The organism is Streptomyces sp. NPDC020801, assembly GCF_044334385.1.
GTDB lineage: Bacteria > Actinomycetota > Actinomycetes > Streptomycetales > Streptomycetaceae > Streptomyces.
Genome location: NZ_JBIRST010000044.1, coordinates 1 through 17,926 on the forward strand (window position 1 = coordinate 1; position 17,926 = coordinate 17,926).

At 71.5% G+C, this 17,926-nt stretch carries 17 protein-coding genes; 14 read left to right on the forward strand and 3 right to left on the reverse strand.

Going from position 1 to position 17,926, the window contains the following annotated elements:
• Window positions 1–107: 107 nt before the first annotated feature.
• The 9 genes from ACH4UM_RS40480 (at window position 108) to ACH4UM_RS40520 (ending at window position 7,880) form a co-directional block, all read left to right on the forward strand.
• Entirely contained in the window at window positions 108–752 is a 645-nt protein-coding gene (locus ACH4UM_RS40480; RefSeq protein WP_398191272.1) for an HAD family hydrolase, read from the forward strand.
• A 105-nt stretch (window positions 753–857) separates the two neighbouring features.
• Window positions 858–1,589 (forward strand): VC0807 family protein, encoded by a 732-nt coding sequence (locus ACH4UM_RS40485; RefSeq protein ID WP_398191274.1) that lies wholly within the window; start codon window positions 858–860, stop codon window positions 1,587–1,589.
• A 74-nt stretch (window positions 1,590–1,663) separates the two neighbouring features.
• Window positions 1,664–2,878, forward strand: coding sequence for an MFS transporter (locus ACH4UM_RS40490; RefSeq protein WP_398191277.1), 1,215 nt, complete (start codon window positions 1,664–1,666; stop codon window positions 2,876–2,878).
• Window positions 2,829–4,001, forward strand: a complete 1,173-nt coding sequence (locus tag ACH4UM_RS40495) for an acetoin utilization protein AcuC (protein WP_398191280.1) — start codon at window positions 2,829–2,831, stop codon at window positions 3,999–4,001. Before ACH4UM_RS40490 ends, ACH4UM_RS40495 begins: the two co-directional genes overlap by 50 nt.
• An 82-nt stretch (window positions 4,002–4,083) precedes the next feature.
• Window positions 4,084–4,899, forward strand: coding sequence for a phosphatase (locus tag ACH4UM_RS40500; protein ID WP_398191283.1), 816 nt, complete (start codon window positions 4,084–4,086; stop codon window positions 4,897–4,899).
• A gap of 129 nt (window positions 4,900–5,028) precedes the next feature.
• Window positions 5,029–5,241 (forward strand): helix-turn-helix domain-containing protein, encoded by a 213-nt coding sequence (locus tag ACH4UM_RS40505; protein ID WP_004984898.1) that lies wholly within the window; start codon window positions 5,029–5,031, stop codon window positions 5,239–5,241.
• 111 nt (window positions 5,242–5,352) lie between these two features.
• Complete coding sequence (locus ACH4UM_RS40510; protein ID WP_003948845.1) at window positions 5,353–5,451, forward strand: 30S ribosomal protein bS22; 99 nt, start codon at window positions 5,353–5,355, stop codon at window positions 5,449–5,451.
• Between the two features lie 273 nt (window positions 5,452–5,724).
• Window positions 5,725–6,786 (forward strand): NAD-dependent epimerase/dehydratase family protein, encoded by a 1,062-nt coding sequence (locus ACH4UM_RS40515; protein WP_398191286.1) that lies wholly within the window; start codon window positions 5,725–5,727, stop codon window positions 6,784–6,786.
• A gap of 14 nt (window positions 6,787–6,800) precedes the next feature.
• Complete coding sequence (locus ACH4UM_RS40520) at window positions 6,801–7,880, forward strand: lysophospholipid acyltransferase family protein (RefSeq protein WP_398191289.1); 1,080 nt, start codon at window positions 6,801–6,803, stop codon at window positions 7,878–7,880.
• A gap of 251 nt (window positions 7,881–8,131) precedes the next feature.
• Here ACH4UM_RS40520 and ACH4UM_RS40525 read toward each other — a convergent pair whose 3' ends face one another.
• The 3 genes from ACH4UM_RS40525 to ACH4UM_RS40535 form a co-directional block, all read right to left on the reverse strand.
• Window positions 8,132–9,376, reverse strand: a complete 1,245-nt coding sequence (locus ACH4UM_RS40525; protein ID WP_398191292.1) for a DUF5667 domain-containing protein — start codon at window positions 9,374–9,376, stop codon at window positions 8,132–8,134.
• Window positions 9,377–9,610: 234 nt separating this feature from the next.
• Window positions 9,611–10,387 (reverse strand): ECF subfamily RNA polymerase sigma factor, BldN family, encoded by a 777-nt coding sequence (locus ACH4UM_RS40530; RefSeq protein WP_398191295.1) that lies wholly within the window; start codon window positions 10,385–10,387, stop codon window positions 9,611–9,613.
• A gap of 329 nt (window positions 10,388–10,716) precedes the next feature.
• The gene (locus ACH4UM_RS40535; RefSeq protein WP_398191298.1) at window positions 10,717–11,688 is read right to left on the reverse strand and encodes an HAD family hydrolase; all 972 of its coding nucleotides are present in this window, start codon (window positions 11,686–11,688) and stop codon (window positions 10,717–10,719) included.
• Window positions 11,689–11,872: 184 nt separating this feature from the next.
• Between ACH4UM_RS40535 and ACH4UM_RS40540 the strand changes: the two genes are divergently transcribed.
• The 5 genes from ACH4UM_RS40540 (at window position 11,873) to ACH4UM_RS40560 (ending at window position 17,781) form a co-directional block, all read left to right on the forward strand.
• Complete coding sequence (locus ACH4UM_RS40540) at window positions 11,873–12,157, forward strand: glutaredoxin family protein (protein ID WP_398191301.1); 285 nt, start codon at window positions 11,873–11,875, stop codon at window positions 12,155–12,157.
• A 332-nt stretch (window positions 12,158–12,489) separates the two neighbouring features.
• On the forward strand, window positions 12,490–13,263 hold the full coding sequence (locus ACH4UM_RS40545; protein WP_398191304.1) for a redox-sensing transcriptional repressor Rex: 774 nt from the start codon (window positions 12,490–12,492) through the stop codon (window positions 13,261–13,263).
• Window positions 13,260–15,122 (forward strand): glutamyl-tRNA reductase, encoded by a 1,863-nt coding sequence (locus tag ACH4UM_RS40550; RefSeq protein ID WP_398191307.1) that lies wholly within the window; start codon window positions 13,260–13,262, stop codon window positions 15,120–15,122. Before ACH4UM_RS40545 ends, ACH4UM_RS40550 begins: the two co-directional genes overlap by 4 nt.
• Window positions 15,119–16,078, forward strand: a complete 960-nt coding sequence (hemC, locus tag ACH4UM_RS40555) for a hydroxymethylbilane synthase (protein WP_398191310.1) — start codon at window positions 15,119–15,121, stop codon at window positions 16,076–16,078. The genes ACH4UM_RS40550 and hemC overlap by 4 nt, the downstream gene beginning before the upstream one ends.
• Window positions 16,075–17,781 carry a uroporphyrinogen-III synthase gene (locus ACH4UM_RS40560; RefSeq protein ID WP_398191313.1) on the forward strand — a complete coding sequence of 569 codons (1,707 nt, stop codon included), beginning with the start codon at window positions 16,075–16,077 and terminating at the stop codon, window positions 17,779–17,781. Before hemC ends, ACH4UM_RS40560 begins: the two co-directional genes overlap by 4 nt.
• The last annotated feature ends 145 nt before the right edge of the window (window positions 17,782–17,926 follow it).

Here is a 17,926-nt window from a genome sequence, read left to right on the forward strand (position 1 = left end):
GGGGGGACCCTGTGGGAGAGTAGGACACCGCCGAACAAATCTTGAAGAAAACCCCGCACCTCATGGTGCGGGGTTTTCTGCGTTTTCGGGTCGTCTAAGGTCGAGTCATGCGCTACGACCTCGTCATCTTCGACAACGACGGCGTCCTCGTGGACAGCGAGCCGATCTCCAACCGGCTGCTCGCCGCCTGCCTCACCGAGCTGGGGCACCCCACCACGTACGAGGACTCCATCCGCGACTACATGGGGTCGGCCATGCACCGGGTGCACGATCTCGTCCTGGAACGCACGGGCAGGCGGCTGCCGGACGACTTCGACGACATGTTCCACGCGCGGGTCTTCGCTGCGTTCGAGCGGGAGTTGAAGCCGGTGGCCGGTGTCGTGGACGTACTGGAGAAGCTGACGGCGGACGGGACGCCGTACTGCGTCGCCTCGTCCGGGAGCCATGAGCGGATCCGGGTGGGGCACCGGACGACCGGGCTGGACCGCTGGTTCGACGACGACCGGATCTTCAGTTCGCAGGACGTCGGGCGGGGCAAGCCCGCACCGGACCTGTTCCTGCACGCGGCCGAACGCATGGGAGTGGCTCCGCGGCGGTGCGTCGTCGTCGAGGACTCACCACTGGGCGTGCGGGCCGCCGTGGCGGCAGGGATGGACGTCTACGGGTTCACCGCGATGACACCGGCCGCCGGGCTCGCGGGCGCCACCCAGCTCTTCGCGCGGATGGAGGAGTTGTCCGGCCTGCTGGTATGACCGGCCGCATGACCCGGGCCACCGTGGCGGCACTGACATTTGTCATGCGGAGCTCCGGACGATCGTTTCTACTGCCCGGCCCCCCTCGCCCGGGAAGCTTGGGGCATGACGACGAACACGAAGCGCGCGAACCTCGCCCCCCTGCTGGTGGATGTGGCGGTGCCGGTCGGCGGGTACTACCTGCTCAAGAACGGGTTCGGGATGAGCACGCTGGCGGCCCTGGGCTGGAGCAGCGTGGTGCCGGCCGTACGGACCGGGTGGGGCGCCGTCAAGGAGCGCAAGGTCAACGCGCTCGCCGCGCTCATCCTGTTCGTCAACGTGGTCGGGCTGCTGCTCAGCCTCGTCTCCGGAGATCCGCGGCTGATGCTCGCCAAGGACAGCGGGGTCAGCAGCGCGATCGGCGTCGGAATCCTGGTGTCCGTGGCGCTGGGCAGGCCGATGATGACCGCGGCCATGAAGCCCTGGCTGGTGAAGGGCGACGCGGCGCGCGAGGCCGCTTGGGCGCGGCTGGTGGCCGGTTCGGCGGGGTTCCGGCGGGCGGAGAAGGTCTTCTCCCTGGTGTGGGGCGTGGTGCTGCTCGCGGAGTGCGTCGTGCGGGTCGTGGGGGCGTACACCCTGCCGGTGGACACCATGGTGTGGCTCGGGACCGTGATCATGGTGGTGGCCATGGCGCTCGGATTCTTCGTGGGCGGGGCCCTGGCCGCCGGGCCGATGGCGCACATGCTCATCGCCGAGACGAAGGCCGCCGGGGGCACCGCGCCGGCCGCCGGGAGCAGGACCCCGGCCCACTCAGGCACCGCCCCGGCCCCGACGCTCGTGATGGCCGTCGCCGAATGAACCGGCAAAGCTGAGCCGAATTCATCTTTGGCCGGATCTACCCACAGGTAGCCCGGGGCCCTACGCTCGCCGCCATGACAGATGTGCTGCGGCGCGGTAGGGCCTCGTTGGCGTTCAGCTTCTTCGCCCAGGGCGCCGCCTTCGCCCTCCTCGTGACGCGCATCCCGGCCATCCAGGACCGCTACGGCGTCTCGGACGCGCTGCTGCCGGCCTTCCTGGCGGCCGTGCCGATCCTGGCCGGGGTCGGCAGCGTGACGACCGAGCAGCTGGTGAAGCGCATACGGCCGAGCCGGCTGCTGCGCTGGTCCCAGCCGGTCGTCCTGCTGTCCCTGCTGGGCGTCGGCGCCGGGGACCGGGTGTCCCAACTCGGCGCCGCGCTCGCCGCTTTCGGGCTGGCCGTGGGAGCGCTGGACGCCTCGATGAACATGCTCGGGGTGAGTCTCCAGCGGACGTACGGCCGCAGCATCATGCTCAGCTTCCACGCCGCCTACAGCCTGGGCGGCATCGTGGGCGCTTCGCTGGCGTGGGTGGGGGCGCACTGGCATCTGGCGCTGTGGGTGTCGTATCTGCCGGTGGTGGCGGTGCTGCTGCCGGCGGCCCTCGTGGGCAGCCGGTGGTACGTGGACGGCGACTCCACCGCCGTACCGGAGGAGCATAGGCCCAGGGCCCAGGCCGTCGTCTTCAGGCTGCTGCTGCCGCTCTGCCTGGTGATGACCTTCGCGTACATCGGGGACTCGACCGTCTCCAACTGGAGCGCGAAGTACCTCCAGGACACGCTGGGGAGCTCCGAGCAGCTGGCGACGGTGCCCTACAACGTGTACATGGTCACCACGCTGCTGGGGCGGACCATCGGGGACTACGGGGTGCGGCGGTTCGGGGCCGTGACGGTCGTGCGGCTGGGGGCGCTGGTGGCGGCACTGGGGTTCGCCGTGGTGGCGGGCGCGCCGGGGGCCTGGGTGGGGATGCTCGGTTTCACCCTGCTGGGGCTGGGGCTGTGTGTGCTGGTGCCGCAGACCTTCGCCGCCGCCGGGCGGTTGTTCCCGGGTGCCTCGGACGCGGCGATCGCGCGGCTCAACATCTTCAACTACGTGGGCTTCCTGGTGGGCTCCCCGTTGGTGGGCGCCCTGGGCGACGCCTGGAGCTATCGCGGGGCGATGCTGGTGCCGATGGCGTTGGTGCTGGTGACGTTGGTGTACGCCAGGTCGTTCGCGCCCGAACCGGACCGATACGGTGGCGGTCATGAGCGGCCGCGCACAGCTGATGTGGGACGAGGCAGTAACGGGCTATGACTTCGGGCGGGACCATCCGATGGACCCGGTCCGCCTGGCCCTGACCCGGAAACTGGTCGGCGCCCTCGGGCTCGACCGGGAGGTGCATCTGGTGGCGGCCAAGCCGGCCGGGGAGTCGACGCTGCGGCTGGTACACCGCGAGGACTACATCGAGGCGGTGAAGACCGCGTCGGCGGACCCGGGGGCGGCGGACCAGGCGTACGGGCTCGGGACGCTGGACGACCCGGCCTTCGCCGGGATGCACGAGGTGTCCGCGCTGATCGTGGGCCAGTCGGTCGGGGCGGCGGAGGCGGTGTGGCGCGGGGAAGCGCTGCACGCGGTGAACTTCGCGGGCGGGCTGCACCACGCGATGCCGGCCAGCGCTTCGGGCTTCTGCGTCTACAACGACGCCGCGCTGGCGATCGCGCGCCTTCTCGAGCTGGGGGCCGAGCGGGTCGCCTACGTCGACGTCGACGTGCACCACGGGGACGGTGTGCAGGCGGCGTTCTGGGAGGACCCGCGGGTACTGACGATCTCGCTGCACGAGCATCCCCGGACGCTGTTCCCGCAGACCGGCTGGCCGGGGGAGACGGGGGCGGAGTCCGCGGAGGGCTCGGCGGTGAACGTCGCGCTGCCGGCCGGGACCGGGGACGCGGGGTGGCTGCGGGCGTTCCACGCGGTGGTGCCCGAGCTGATCGCGGACTTCCGGCCGCAGGTCCTGGTGACCCAGCACGGGGCCGACACGCACTTCGAGGACCCGCTGGCGCACCTGGCGGTGTCGCTGGACGCGCAGCGGGCGGTGCAGGTCGCGTGTCACGACCTGGCGCACGAGTACGCCGACGGCCGGTGGGTCGCGCTGGGCGGGGGCGGTTACGCGGTGGTGGAGGTCGTACCGCGGTCCTGGACGCATCTGGTGGGCATCGCGGCGGGACGGCCGGTGGAGCCCGGGACGGTGATCCCCGAGAGCTGGCGGCAGGAAGTGTTCGCGCGGACGCGGCAGTTGGGGCCGATGCGGATGACGGACGGGCGGTGGCCGGTGTCCTGGGCGGACTGGGAGGCGGGGTACGACCCGGCGGACCGGCTGGATCAGGCGGTCCTGGCGACCCGGCGGGCGGTGTTCCCGCTGCGGGGGCTGCTGGCGTGAGAGCCTGCGCTCGTTACGCCAACCGTGCGGTGTTCCCCGGTTTCCGGGACCCTCCGGGCCCCCGTGGGTCACCATCGCTGGCGTGTTGAGCACCGCAGCGTTGCGCTCTCATCTCCTGGCCGCCCGGCTGGCCGGGGTCGTGGCGACCACGCGGGAGGAGAGCCTGCGCAGTTATCGGCTGTTCGCGGCCCGGGACCCCCGGGCGCTGATCGGGATCGATCCCGAACGGGACTGGAAGCAGCCGGAATTGATTGAGCTGATGGCGGAGAAGTGTGGGGTTTCGGCCGATCCGAGGCACATCGTCGGCCATGATGTGATCGACCCGGAACTGACCCTGGCCGCTCTGGGGGCCTTCGCGGAGCGGCTCGCCGCGGCCGCCGAACGCGGCGCAACGGTGCTGCTCGGCACCGGTCACCCGCACCGGCTGCTCGGTTTCTACGCCGCGTTGGCGGACGCGCTGTCGGCGGCGGGATGTACCGTTCTCACCCCGGCGCAGGGTCGCTGTGTCGACATAACGACCCGGTTCGGTCTACGTACGTACAACCTCGACTACGTACGAGGCGTCGCGTTGGTGCGGCCGCCCGACGGCGAACGCCCCGGTTGTGAGACCGGCGCGCACACGCACTCGCCGCTCCCGGTTCGACTGGCGCTCGACGCGGCCGCCGACGCCGGCGGTCCCCTGCCCGAGCTGGTGATCGGAGACCATGGATGGGTCTGCGGAGCAGGTCAGCTGGGCTTCGAGGCGGTGGGGCTGGCCGATACGGACGACCCCGCACTGTTCGTCGGCGAGGCGGAGGGGCGCGTGTCGGTGGTCGTTCCACTTGATGACGCCGTGCGGGCCGCCTACTACCGCCCGCTCATCCGCTACGTACTCAATCGAGCGTGTCTGTCACAGTAGGCCGCCGATGGGTGCACCTCTTCCCCACTCGCATCACCCGCCCCTAGTCTGGGGAGTGAGCACGCAGCGACGAAGAGTCACCGGAAGGGGAAGCCGGTGGCCGTCGAGTGCGGAAGGTTCAGGTGTGTCATGGCTGCAGCTGGCGAGAGGCCTCTGAACGAGGTTCAGTTCCTTACCGTGGCGGAAGTCGCCTCGGTCATGCGAGTGTCGAAGATGACCGTGTACCGGCTGGTGCACAGCGGTCATCTGCCCGCGATCCGGGTGGGGCGGTCATTCCGCGTCCCCGAGCAAGCGGTTCACGAGTACCTCCGCGAGAGCTATGTGGGGGTGGAAACCGCCTGACGACGGCCTCGATTACGACCTCAGCGCTCGGACGGGTAGGCTAGCCCCTCGTAGGTCGTGTGGGCCCATGGCGCCCAAACACCGAGTGATGAGAAGTGAGCGAGGGTAGTCGTGGGCTCTGTTATCAAGAAGCGGCGCAAGCGGATGGCCAAGAAGAAGCACCGCAAGCTGCTGAAGCGCACCCGCGTCCAGCGTCGCAACAAGAAGTAGTGACGCCAGTCGCTACGAGGTAGCGCGACATCGCGAGAGCGTGTCCGTGGCCCCCCACCGAACCCGGTGGGGGGCCACGCGCTTGTACGGGCACTCGAGAGGGTGATGGCAGCGGCCGGGTGATGACACGGTGACGCGTTTCGTCACTTCCTGCAGCGGGCGGTCATCACAGCGCAACATCAACCCGATAGGTTGGCCGCACACGGGGAACGCGACGGGATGCCAGGCGGGACATCAGGCGCGCACCATGGTGCTGGAAGGAAGGCGCTGATCTTGGGACAGGTCGTGCTCGTGACCGGGGTGGCCCGTCAGCTCGCGGGCCGGTTCGTACGGCGGATCCAGCGTGATCCGCAGGTCGACCGGGTCGTCGCCGTGGACGCGGTTCCGCCCGAGCACCATCTGGGCGGCGCGGACTTCATCCAGGCGGACATCCGGCAGGCGACCATCGCGCGGGTGCTGGCCGAGGCGTCCGCCGACACGGTGGTCCACATGGACGTGACGGGCACCGCGCTGGGCAGCGGCAGCCGGGCCATGGTCAAGGAGACCAACGTCATCGGCACCATGCAGCTGCTCGGCGCCTGCCAGAAGTCGCCGAGCGTGAAGCGGCTGGTGGTGAAGTCCAGCACCAACGTCTACGGCTCCGCGCCCCGGGACCCGGCGGTGTTCACCGAGACCACCCCGCCCAAGTCGCTGCCCAGCGGCGGCTTCGCGAAGGACACCGTGGAGGTCGAGGGGTATGTGCGGGGCTTCGCGCGGCGTCGGCCGGACGTGGCCGTGTGCGTGCTGAGGTTCGCCAACATCCTGGGCCCTACGGCGGAGACGCCGCTCGCCTCGTACTTCTCGCTGCCGGTCCTGCCGACGGTGTTCGGCTACGACCCGCGGCTGCAGTTCGTGCACGAGGACGACGTGATCGAGGTGCTGCGGATCGCCTCGCACGAGCCGCGCCGCGGCACCCTCAACAGCGGCACCTTCAACATCGCCGGGGACGGCGTGCTGCTGCTCTCCCAGTGCTCGCGGCGCCTGGGCCGTCCCACGGTGCCGTTGCTGCTGCCCGCGGTCACCTGGGCGGGCTCTTTGGTGCGTACCCTGGGCATGACGGACTTCTCACCCGAGCAGATCCGACTTCTCACCCATGGCCGGGTCGTGGCCACGGACCAGATGCGCGAGACGCTGGGCTTCACGCCCAGGTACACGACCGCTGAGACGTTCGCGGACTTCGTCCGCAGCCGCGGACCCGGCCTGCTGCCGCCGGAGGCCCTTGCGGGGGCCGTCGACCGGATCGCCGCGCTGTCCCACCGGGGCAGCGGTCACCTCCCGACGCAGAGCGCCAACTGAGGAGCGCAGCAACGATGGCGGACGCCAAGGTCATTCCGTTCGACGACGACCGGTCCCGCGGGGGTGCCGTACAGCGGCCGTCGCGGCGCCGGAGCGCGGGAAACCGGCGCTCCGGCGGGTCCGGCGGCGACCCCGCGGTGGTCCGTGAGGTCCAGCCCCTGCCCACCAGGGCTTCCGCACAGGATGATGTTCCGGTGACCGGTGGGACCTCCGAGGAACAACCGTCGCAGCCGTCGGGGAAGCAGTCAGGGGACGGCGGCCTGGAGCGGCGCGTCGCGAGCGGCCTGGCGTTCCTGCGCCGCCGGCTCACCGGCAGCTATGACGTGGACGACTTCGGCTACGACGCCGAACTCACCGACCAGGTCCTGATGTCCCTGCTGCGGCCGGTGTACGAGAAGTACTTCCGCGTCGAGGTGAAGGGCATCGAGAACATCCCCGCCAAGGGCGGCGCCCTGATCGTCGCCAACCACTCCGGCACGCTGCCGCTGGACGGTCTGATGATGCAGGTCGCCGTCCACGACCACCATCCGGCCGGGCGCCACCTCCGCCTCCTCGCGGCCGACCTGGTCTTCGTGCTGCCGGTGGTCAACGAGCTCGCCCGCAAGCTCGGCCACACCCTCGCCTGCGCCGAGGACGCCGAACGGCTGCTGGCGCAGGGCGAGCTGGTCGGGGTGATGCCGGAGGGCTTCAAGGGCATCGGCAAGCCGTTCAGCGAGCGCTACAAGCTCCAGCGCTTCGGCCGCGGCGGCTTCGTCTCCACGGCACTGCGGCAGGGCACGCCGATCATCCCCTGCTCGATCGTCGGGGCCGAGGAGATCTACCCGATGATCGGCAACTCCAAGACCCTGGCCCGCCTGCTCGGCTTCCCGTACTTCCCGCTCACGCCGACCTTCCCCTGGCTGGGCCCGCTGGGCGCGATCCCGCTGCCGACCAAGTGGACCATCCAGTTCGGCGAGCCGATCCCCACGGACGGCTACCCGCCGGAGGCGGCCGAGGACCCGATGCTGATGTTCAACCTGACCGACCAGGTCCGCGAGCAGATCCAGCACACGCTGTACAAGCTGCTGGTGCAGCGGCGGTCGGTGTTCTTCTGACGGGAGGGGTCTTGTCCGGGCGGCTGTGCGGGAGCGCCGGGTCCGGACTTCCCGGAGAGGGCGGACGGGGTCCGGCGCAGCTGTCCGGAGCCTGCGAAGCAGTGCGAGGGCGGCAGTCGGGAGGGGCCGAGCTGCCGGTGCAGCGGCGGTCGGTGTTCTTCTGAGCCGCCTCGAGATACGACGACGGGGGCGCCCCCGCTGAGAGGGGCGCCCCCGTCGTCGTACACCTGTTGCCCAACGTCCGTGTCGCTCTACTTCGCGTCCTCGCCCTCGATGCCGAGGCCGGGCAGGAGGCCCGGGAGGAGGGGCGGGATGGTCACGTCCGGGCCGCTGGTGGGCGACTTGCTGGCCGGGGGTGAGGCGCTGCCGCTGGACTTCGGCGGGTCGAGCAGGCCGCCGGTGCCACCGATCAGGCCATCGCCCTCGCTGCCGGAGCCGGCCGACTTGCTGGGGCCGCCGGAGGAGGAGTGACCGCCGCCGGACGAGGGGCCGCTGCCGGCGCTGGGCCGGGCGGACTCGCCCGAGCCGGAGGAGCCCGCGGACGACGTCGGTCCGGTGCCGTGCCGCTTGCCGTCGCCGCTGCCGGGGGCCGTGGGCTGGGGGAGCAGCGACTGGAGCGGGGCGACCTCTTGGTCTATGGCGTCGAACACCGAGGACACCTGCTCACTGACGTCGCCGAGCTGCACGGGCAGCTTTTCGCGCAGGGCGCCCCAGGCCTGGCGGTGGGAGCGAGAGAAGGTGGAGAGGGCCTGGATGGGCCCCAGGGAGTCGGGGTCGCGCTCGTACGCCTCGTGCAGCAGTCGGTGGCCCTCGGCCGCGTCGTGCTGCATGCCGAAGAGGGTGCGGCGGATCTCGCCGAGCGACTCGTGGTCCAGCGTGCCGCCGCGGCCGCGCTCCATCAGCCGCCGGGCCTCGTTGAGCCGGGTCGAGGCCAGGTCGAGATAGGCCTGGCCCTGCTGGTCGTCGCCGTCGGTCAGATAGTTGAGCCTGAAGTCCTCGATGCCGCGCTTCAGGCCGTACAGCGAGTCACCGGGCAGGGCGTTCGAGCTGGCAGCGGCGACTCCGCCGAACGCGCTCGCGGCGACACCGACGCTGAGCCCGCCGGCGGCCAGGCCCTTGGTCAGCCGCGTGCGCGGTCGCAGTTTCCCCAGGCCGGTGGCCCGGTGGGCGCCTCGCGCCCGGCTCCCTCTGTGTTGGGTGGGCACCGAGCGGTCCGCCGCCTCGCCCCCGGCGGTGCCCTCCCGCAGCATGGCCTCCATCGCGGCCACCAGTTGGGCCCGCTGGACGACCTTGACCTCGGGGTCCAGCTCCGGCCGGGGCAGCGTGCCGAGACCGGTGGCGAGGGCCAGCAGCCGGCCCTGTTCGGTCTGTTCCGCAGCAGCCGGTCCCGGCGCCGGTCCTCCGGACTGCTCGGCCGCCGTGCCCTGGTCGGACAGCTCCTCCAGGGCCTGGGCGAAGGCGTTCGCCCGCCGGTGCGCCGATACGTTCGCGATCACTGGCGGCACCTCCTCTCGTCATGACGGTCGACTCCCCACGGGTCCTGAGGGTTGCACGTCCATGGCCGTGTCCACCCGATCGAGTGATCAGGATTGGCCAGGGCGTGACCACAGGGAGCCTGTATCCCGCACAACGAGCGGCTCGGTACTTGGGTTACGGACGGACAGGGATCGGGTGGAGAAGTCAACGTGCCTTAACACAAAGTGAGTTGTACGTCGCTCGGGGTGGACGGCTCAGCGGGCGTCGTCCGGGAGCAGCCGGGCGAGGGTGCGCACGGCCCGGTACTGCAGGGTCTTGATCGCGCCCTCGTTCTTGCCCATCACACGGGCGGTCTCGGCGACGGACAGGCCCTGCAGGAAACGGAGGGTGACGCACTCCTGCTGCTGGGGGTTGAGCCGCCGCACGGCGTCCAGCAGGGCGGCGTTGGACAGCGACTCCAGGACGGAGTCCTCGGGGGAGCGCTCGACCTCGTTGGCGTCGAGCATCTCGCCGGTGGTGACCTCGAGCCGGAAGCGGCTGGACTTGAAGTGGTCGGCGACGAGGTTGCGGGCGATGGTGACCAGCCAGGCGCCGAAGTCGCGGCCCTGCCAGGTGAAGGTGCCGATGCGGCGCAGCGCCCGCAGAAAGGTCTCGCTGGTGAGGTCCTCGGCGGTCGCCTTGCCGCCGACGCGGTAGTAGATGTACCGGTACACGGTGTCGCTGTACTGGTCGTAGAGGCGGCCGAAGGCGTCGGCCTCGCCGGCCTGGGCACGCTCGACGAGGTCCATCATCCGGGCGCTGTCACTGTCCGCGGCCGGTCGGCGGGCGGTGGCCGGGCCGGCCGAGCGCCCTCGTCTGCCCACCGCGGCTCCGCCCTCGGCCAGCGCGTAGCACGGGCCTACGGGGGCGGGGGCAGCGGTGGCGAATGCGGGGCCGGCGTACGCGGTGGGGACGAGACCGCGCAGCAGGTCCAGGACCGTTGCGCGGAGCGTAGCCAGGCCCGAGGCGTCAACCCCGACGTGTGGGTACACGGGACTCCCAGAGGCAGAGCTTCCATCACGTGCAGTGCGGAACCGTTCACCCGTCGTAGCGACGGATGAGTATCGGTTTGCGTCTGAGGAGAATAACGCTTCGTGCAGACGCTGCTACACGCAGTTGCTCAAATCGTCGATTACGTCGCTTCCGTAACCGATTGACGTCCGATCAAGTGTCCCAGCGTGACCGATTGTTGATCGATTCAGTTCGGAGTCGGTGTGGATCGAGGGCGTGTTGTGGCGGTGTACCGCCAAGAGGAATGGCCAGGGCGGTGCTGGGGTACGTTCGGTCGTTTGGCCGAGAATCCGGGTGTGCCGCGCAGCGGTCAGCGACGGCGCCGGTGCAGCGCGATGGCCGCCGCCGTGCCCCCGGCGACCGCGCCGACCCCCGCCGCCGCGGGGATGCCGACCTTCGCCGCCTTGCGGCCCGTGCGGTAGTCGCGCAGGCGCCAGTCCATGTCGCGGGCGTGCCGGCGCAGCTTGGCGTCGGGGTTGATGGCGTAGGGGTGGCCGACCAGCGACAGCATGGGGATGTCGTTGTGCGAGTCGCTGTAGGCGGCGCAGCGGGACAGGTCCAGGCACTCCGCCGCGGCCAGGGCGCGTACCGCCTCGGCCTTCGCCGGGCCGTGCAGCGGCTCGCCGACCAGGCGGCCCGTGTAGACGCCGTCGACCGACTCCGCCACCGTGCCCAGCGCGCCGGTCAGGCCCAGGCGGCGGGCGATGACCTGCGCGATCTCCACCGGCGCGGCCGTGACCAGCCACACCTTCTGGCCGGCGTCCAGGTGGGCCTGGGCCAGCGCCCGCGTGCCCGGCCAGATCCGCTCGGCCATGTACTCGTCGTAGATCTCCTCGCCGATCGACTTCAGCTCCGAGACCCGGTGGCCCTGCACGATCGACAGCGCCGAGTCGCGCGCCTCCTGCATGTGCTCGGGGTCCTCGACGCCGGCCAGCCGGAACCAGGCCTGCTGCCAGGCGAACCTGGCGAGATCGCGGGTCTCGAAGAACTTCCGCTTGTACAGGCCCCGGCCGAAGTGGAACAGCGCGGCGCCCTGCATCACGGTGTTGTCCAGGTCGAAGAAGGCGGCGGCCCGGACGTCCCCGTGCACCGGGAACTCCGCCTCCGCCTCCGGAAGCGACCTGACGTCCGCTTCCGTGTCCGGTTCCCCCTCAGTGCCTGAACGGCCTGGGGGTGCCCCGAGCTCGGCCTTGCGTGCTGCCTCCGCCGAGGCCTCGCCTGCCAACACGCTCCGCGCCGTGGCGGAGCGCCTACGGGGAGTGAGCCATCCGAGAGCGGCCATGGCGTGAGCATAGCCAGTTTGTTCGGTGGTTCCGGAGTCGAGAGGTTCGCAGGCCGTGAACTCTCCGCGACCGTGTCGTTAAAGAAGTCATGCCGTCGGCGCGTCGGCGCCCGGGGAGCGCAGGCCCGGCCCGTCCGCCCCGGCGGGCACGAACGGGGTTCCGCGGGCGCGCGTCGGCGCGAGAATGGCCGGCATGAGTCCCATCTTCCGACGCAAGCCCCCCGCCCCAGGGGACCGGCTCGTCACGCTCGTCCGCAAGCCCGGCTGTCATCTGTGCGACGACGCGCAGCTCGTCGTCGAGAAGGTGTGCACCGATCTCGGCGTCCCCTGGGAGCGGAAGGACATCACCGAGGACCGGCAGCTGCACGACCGGTACTGGGAGCAGATCCCGGTCGTACTGGTCGACGGCGAACAGCACACCTTCTGGCGTGTGAACGAGGAGCGGCTGCGCAAGGCGCTGACCGGCTGATCGCCGACGGGCCGGGCCGGCCGGATCTCCCGGCCACCGACTGACCGACGGGTATAAATGGCCGGAAATTCGCTTAGGATCGACGGCGACTTGGTCTCGGGGGCGGGGATCGTAGAGGAGAGTGTGCGGTTTTGCCCCCAACAAAGAAGGAACGCGGGTGCCGGTGCGCCGGTTCCCCACGGCCGCCCGGGGGGCGCGTGACCCCGGTCACGTTGGCCGGGCAAATCGGACACCATCTTTGTGCACGCGTTCACAAAGACATAGCCTGCATTCCACGGGGCGGTCTGGGGACGTATGACCGCCCACAGCCCCGCTCTACCCGCAGGAGCACCGTGGCAACTGGCCGAACTCACCGACCGGCGACCCGCAGCCGAGGGATTCCCGAGGCCACCGTCGCCCGGCTTCCGCTGTACCTCCGAGCCCTGACCGCGCTGTCGGAGCGCTCGGTACCCACGGTCTCCTCCGAGGAGCTCGCGGCCGCGGCGGGGGTCAATTCCGCCAAGCTGCGCAAAGACTTCTCCTACCTCGGTTCCTACGGAACAAGGGGGGTGGGGTACGACGTCGAGTATCTCGTGTACCAGATCTCCCGCGAGCTGGGGCTGACCCAGGACTGGCCGGTTGTGATCGTCGGTATCGGCAACCTCGGCGCCGCGCTCGCCAACTACGGCGGCTTCGCCTCCCGCGGCTTCCGGGTCGCCGCTCTCATCGACGCCGACCCCGCGATGGCCGGAAGGCCCGTCGCCGGCATCCCCGTCCAGCACACCGACGACCTGGAGAAGATCATCCAGGACAACGGCGTCTCGATCGGCGTGATCGCGACCCCCGCGGGCGCCGCCCAGCAGGTCTGCGACCGGCTCGTGGCCGCCGGCGTCACCTCCATCCTGAACTTCGCGCCGACCGTGCTGAACGTCCCGGACGGCGTCGACGTGCGCAAGGTCGACCTCTCCATCGAGCTGCAGATCCTGGCCTTCCACGAGCAGCGCAAGGCCGGCGAGGAGGCAGCCGCCGACGCCACGCTGCCCGGCGCCGCAGCCGCCGCCACCGTCCGCAGCGAGTCCGCCGACCAGGGTCCAGACGGGGACGTACCCGCCGTGATGCCGGCATGAGTCTCCTCGTCGTCGGACTGAGCCACCGCAGCGCCCCGGTCGCGGTGCTGGAGCGCGTCTCCCTCAACGCGGACGCGCAGACCAAGCTGCTGCAGGACACCGTCGCCGCCGAACCGGCCACCGAGGCCACCCTCCTGGCCACCTGCAACCGCATAGAGCTGTACGCCGACGTGGACAAGTTCCACGCCGGTGTCGCAGAGCTGTCCACGCTGCTCGCCCAGCACAGCGGGGTCGCCCTGGAGGAGCTCACCCCGTATCTCTACGTGCACTACGAGGACCGGGCCGTCCACCACCTGTTCTCGGTGGCCTGCGGCCTGGACTCCATGGTCGTCGGCGAGGGCCAGATCCTCGGCCAGATCAAGGACTCCCTGGCCCGGGCCCAGGACCTGCACACCGCGGGCCGGCTGCTGAACGACCTGTTCCAGCAGGCCCTGCGGGTGGGCAAGCGCGCCCACTCCGAGACCGGCATCGACCGCGCCGGACAGTCCCTGGTCACCTTCGGCCTGGAGCAGCTGTCCCAGGGCGCCGACGTCCAGGCCTGGGCCCGCGGCAAGAAGGCCCTGGTCATCGGCGCCGGCTCGATGTCCTCGCTGGCCGCCGCCACGCTGGCGCGCGCCGGGGTCGCCGAGATCGTGATCGCCAACCGCACCCAGGAGCGCGCAGAGCGCCTGGCCCAGATCCTCGCCGAGGGCGACGACACGGACGTGCGGGCCCGCGCGGTACCGATGAACGCGGTGCCGGTCGAGCTGACACGTGCCGATGTCGCCGTCTCCTGCACCGGCGCGACGGGAATCGTCCTGACGGCCGAGACGATCGCCGCCGCGGTCGAGGGCCGTTCCGGAGCGCCCGTCGCCGTCGAGAAGGCCGGCACACGGCCGGGCACGCGGACGGCCGGCGCGCGGACCGGCGCCGAAGACGCGCAGGACGCACAGGACGCACAGGACACCGACGGGCCCGACAGCGCCCGTGCGACCGCGAGGGCGGATCTGAAGGCCGACCTCCGTGAGACCCCCCTGCCGCCCGCCACGGTCGGCGCCGAGGAGGGCTGCCCGCTCGACCTGGCCGCCGTCGAGCCCGGCTTCTCCCTGATGGGCGAGTCCGCCGTGGCCGGCATGGACGCCGCCACCCTGGAGCAGCACGGCACCTGGGTCGGTGGGGGTACCTCCCTGCTCGAGCGAGGCCGGGAGCTCGGGGGAGGCGCCGTCGACCGGCGGGAGTCCGCCCGGCGCAGCGCCGAGGCCGACGCCGGGCTGATCGCCGCGCTCGCCGCGACCGTGGCCACCGTCGGCCGCATTCCCGAGCGCCGCAAGCCCGAGCCGGTCGCCACCGCCCCGCGCCCCGAGCCGGTCCTCTTCCTCCTCGACCTCGCCATGCCCCGCGACGTCGATGCGGCCGTGCACCGGCTCGCCGGAGCACGCCTGGTGGACATCGAGTTCCTCGCCGAGGCCTCCGCCGACGCGCCGATGGCCTCCGACGTCGACCAGGTCCGCCGTATCGTTTCCGACGAGGTCGCGGCCTTCGGGGCGGCCCAGCGGGCGGCGCACATCACGCCCACCGTCGTCGCCCTGCGTACCATGGCGGCCGATGTCGTGGCCGGCGAGATCGCCCGCCTGGAGGGGCGGCTGCCCGGCATGGACGACAAGCACCGGGCGGAGATCACCCAGACCGTGCGGCGCGTCGTCGACAAGCTGCTGCACGCGCCGACCGTCAGGGTCAAGCAGCTCGCGGCCGAGCCCGGCGGCGCCGGGTACGCGGACGCGCTGCGCACCCTGTTCGACCTCGACCCCGAGACGGTGGCCTCCGTCTCCCGCGCCGAGGAAAGCACCGAAGAGAAGGCCAAGAACCGAGGGCCGGCATGAGTACGAAGGCACTGAAGCTGGGGACCAGGCGCAGCAAGCTCGCCATGGCCCAGTCCGGGCAGGTGGCGGATGCCGTGAGCCAGGTGACCGGACGGCCCGTCGAGCTGGTGGAGATCACCACTCACGGCGACACCTCCCGCGAGCACCTGGCACAGATCGGCGGCACCGGCGTGTTCGTCGCGGCGCTGCGCGAGGCGCTGGCGCGTGGCGAGGTCGACTTCGCGGTTCATTCGCTCAAGGACCTGCCCACCACGCAGCCCGGCGAACTGGCCCTGGCCGCCGTGCCGGTGCGCGAGGACCCGCGCGACGTGATCGTCGCCCGGGACGCGCTGAAGTTCACCGACCTGCCGCGCGGCGCCCGGATAGGCACCGGCTCACCGCGCCGGATGGCCCAGCTGAACGCGTACGCCCGCGCCCACGGCCTGGACATCGAGACGGTCCCGATCAGGGGCAACGTCGACACCCGGATCGGCTTCGTGCACAAGGGAGAGCTGGACGCGGTGGTGCTGGCCGCGGCCGGCCTGAACCGCATCGGCCGCTCCGACGAGGTGACCGACTTCCTGTCGGTCGACACGGTTTTGCCCGCCCCCGGCCAGGGGGCCCTGGCGATCGAGTGCGCCGCGGACAACGCTGCGCTGATCGCCGCGCTCGCCGAGCTCGACGACCCGCTCACGCGGGCCGCCGTGACCGCCGAGCGCTCACTGCTCGCCGCCCTGGAGGCCGGCTGCAGCGCCCCTGTGGGCGCGCTGGCCGACCTGTTGGCCGACGGGCAGATTGTCAAGGAAATGCGCCTGCGGGGCGTCGTCGGGACCACCGACGGCTCCACGCTGGTGCAGCTGTCCACCACCGGTCCCGTGCCCCGGACGCATGAGCAGGCGATGGCGCTCGGTCGCGAACTCGCCACCGAGATGCTTGCCCAGGGCGCGGCCGGTCTGATGGGGGAGCGAGCACATTGAGCCCCACCGCCCTTTCCGCCGGTCCTGAACACGGGCACGTCACCTTCCTCGGTGCCGGACCCGGAGATCCGGGACTGCTGACCCTGCGCGCCGTGGAGGCGCTGGCGAACGCGGACGTCCTCGTCGCCGAGCACGAGGTGCTCGAGGTCGTGCGCACGCACGCCCGGCCGGGCGTCGCCGTCGTGCACACGGACCCGGGTCCTTCGTCGGACCCGCTGCCGGGCACGGGCACGCCTCAGCTCACGGTCGTTGACGGCTCGTCAACAACCGCTGGGGCCCCCGCGGTGCGGGATGCCGCACATCTTGTCATGGAGGCTGCGCGGGGCGGCAGGCGGGTCGTCCGTGCGGTGTCCGGGGACCCGGGACTTGATACGTACGCCGCGGAGGAAATGCTCGCCTGCGCCGCCGCGGGTGTTCCCTTCGAGGTCGTCCCCGGCATCGCGACCGCCGTCGGGGTGCCCGCGTACGCCGGTGTGCCGCTGCGGGACGCGCAGGGCGCGGACGTCCGTTTCGTGGACGCCCGCACCGCCTCCGACCGCTGCTGGACGGAGGTGGGCGCCTCGGACGGCACGGTGGTCGTGTCCACCACGCTCGACTCGGTCGCCGCGGCGGCCGGTGAGCTGGTGTCGGCCGGCCGCAAGCCGGACACCCCGATGACGGTCACCGTCGCCGGTACGACCACGCGCCAGCGCACCTGGAGCGCCACCCTCGGCACGATCGCGCAGACCCTGAAGCAGGCCAAGGTCCTGCCGTCCCCGGACGGCGGCCGCCCGGTGATAGCCGTGGTCGGTGAGCGCAGCGCCGCCGCGCAGCGCGGCCAGTTGTCGTGGTTCGAGTCCAAGCCGCTGTTCGGCTGGCGGGTCCTGGTGCCGCGCACCAAGGAGCAGGCGGCGTCGCTCTCCGACCAGCTGCGGTCCTACGGAGCCGTCCCGCACGAGGTCCCGACCATCGCGGTGGAGCCCCCGCGTACGCCCCAGCAGATGGAGCGGGCGGTCAAGGGCCTGGTGACGGGCCGCTACGAGTGGATCGCGTTCACCAGTGTCAACGCGGTGAAGGCGGTCCGCGAGAAGTTCGAGGAGTACGGCCTGGACGCCCGCGCCTTCGCCGGCATCAAGGTCGCGGCGGTGGGTGAGCAGACCGCCAGGGCCCTGATCGCCTTCGGCGTGAAGCCGGACCTGGTCCCGAGCGGCGAACAGTCGGCCGCGGGCCTGCTGGAGGACTGGCCGCCGTACGACCCGGTCTTCGACCCCATCGACCGCGTGTTCCTCCCCAGGGCGGACATCGCGACCGAGACCCTGGTCGCCGGCCTCATCGAACTGGGCTGGGAGGTCGACGACGTCACGGCCTACCGCACCGTCCGTGCCTCGCCGCCCCCGGCGGAGACGCGCGAGGCGATCAAGGGCGGCGGCTTCGACGCGGTGCTGTTCACCTCGTCCTCGACGGTCCGCAACCTGGTGGGCATCGCCGGCAAGCCGCACAACGTCACGGTGATCGCCTGCATCGGCCCGGCGACCGCGAAGACGGCGGAGGAACACGGCCTGCGTGTCGACGTCATGGCCCCCGAGCCGTCCGTCCACAAGCTGGCCGAGGCGCTGGCCGACTTCGGCATGCGCCGCCGGACAGCGGCCCTGGAGGCCGGCGACCCGGTCACCCGCCCGAGCGAGCGGAGGCCGGGGGCGCGGAGGCGCCGGTCCACGACCTAGTGCTGCGACCGGCACCAGCGATGACCGGTGGTCTGCCACGAGTGGGCTCCCGAACGCCCCGCCGTCCCGCACAGGGGACGGCGGGGCGTTTCCGGGCGAAGCCACGCGGCAGGCGGCGGCCGTGCCAGCCCGATGTGCCGCCTCG

What these genes read in the sequence shown, in the direction of transcription:
- ACH4UM_RS40480 (WP_398191272.1), top strand. Translation starts at nt 108, where the DNA reads ATGCGCTACGACCTCGTCATCTTCGACAACGACGGCGTCCTCGTGGAC.
- ACH4UM_RS40485 (WP_398191274.1), top strand. Translation starts at nt 858, where the DNA reads ATGACGACGAACACGAAGCGCGCGAACCTCGCCCCCCTGCTGGTGGAT.
- ACH4UM_RS40490 (WP_398191277.1), top strand. Translation starts at nt 1,664, where the DNA reads ATGACAGATGTGCTGCGGCGCGGTAGGGCCTCGTTGGCGTTCAGCTTC.
- ACH4UM_RS40495 (WP_398191280.1), top strand. Translation starts at nt 2,829, where the DNA reads ATGAGCGGCCGCGCACAGCTGATGTGGGACGAGGCAGTAACGGGCTAT.
- ACH4UM_RS40505 (WP_004984898.1), top strand. Translation starts at nt 5,029, where the DNA reads ATGGCTGCAGCTGGCGAGAGGCCTCTGAACGAGGTTCAGTTCCTTACC.
- ACH4UM_RS40520 (WP_398191289.1), top strand. Translation starts at nt 6,801, where the DNA reads ATGGCGGACGCCAAGGTCATTCCGTTCGACGACGACCGGTCCCGCGGG.
- ACH4UM_RS40535 (WP_398191298.1), bottom strand. Translation starts at nt 11,688, where the DNA reads ATGGCCGCTCTCGGATGGCTCACTCCCCGTAGGCGCTCCGCCACGGCG.
- ACH4UM_RS40540 (WP_398191301.1), top strand. Translation starts at nt 11,873, where the DNA reads ATGGCCGGCATGAGTCCCATCTTCCGACGCAAGCCCCCCGCCCCAGGG.
- ACH4UM_RS40550 (WP_398191307.1), top strand. Translation starts at nt 13,260, where the DNA reads ATGAGTCTCCTCGTCGTCGGACTGAGCCACCGCAGCGCCCCGGTCGCG.
- hemC (WP_398191310.1), top strand. Translation starts at nt 15,119, where the DNA reads ATGAGTACGAAGGCACTGAAGCTGGGGACCAGGCGCAGCAAGCTCGCC.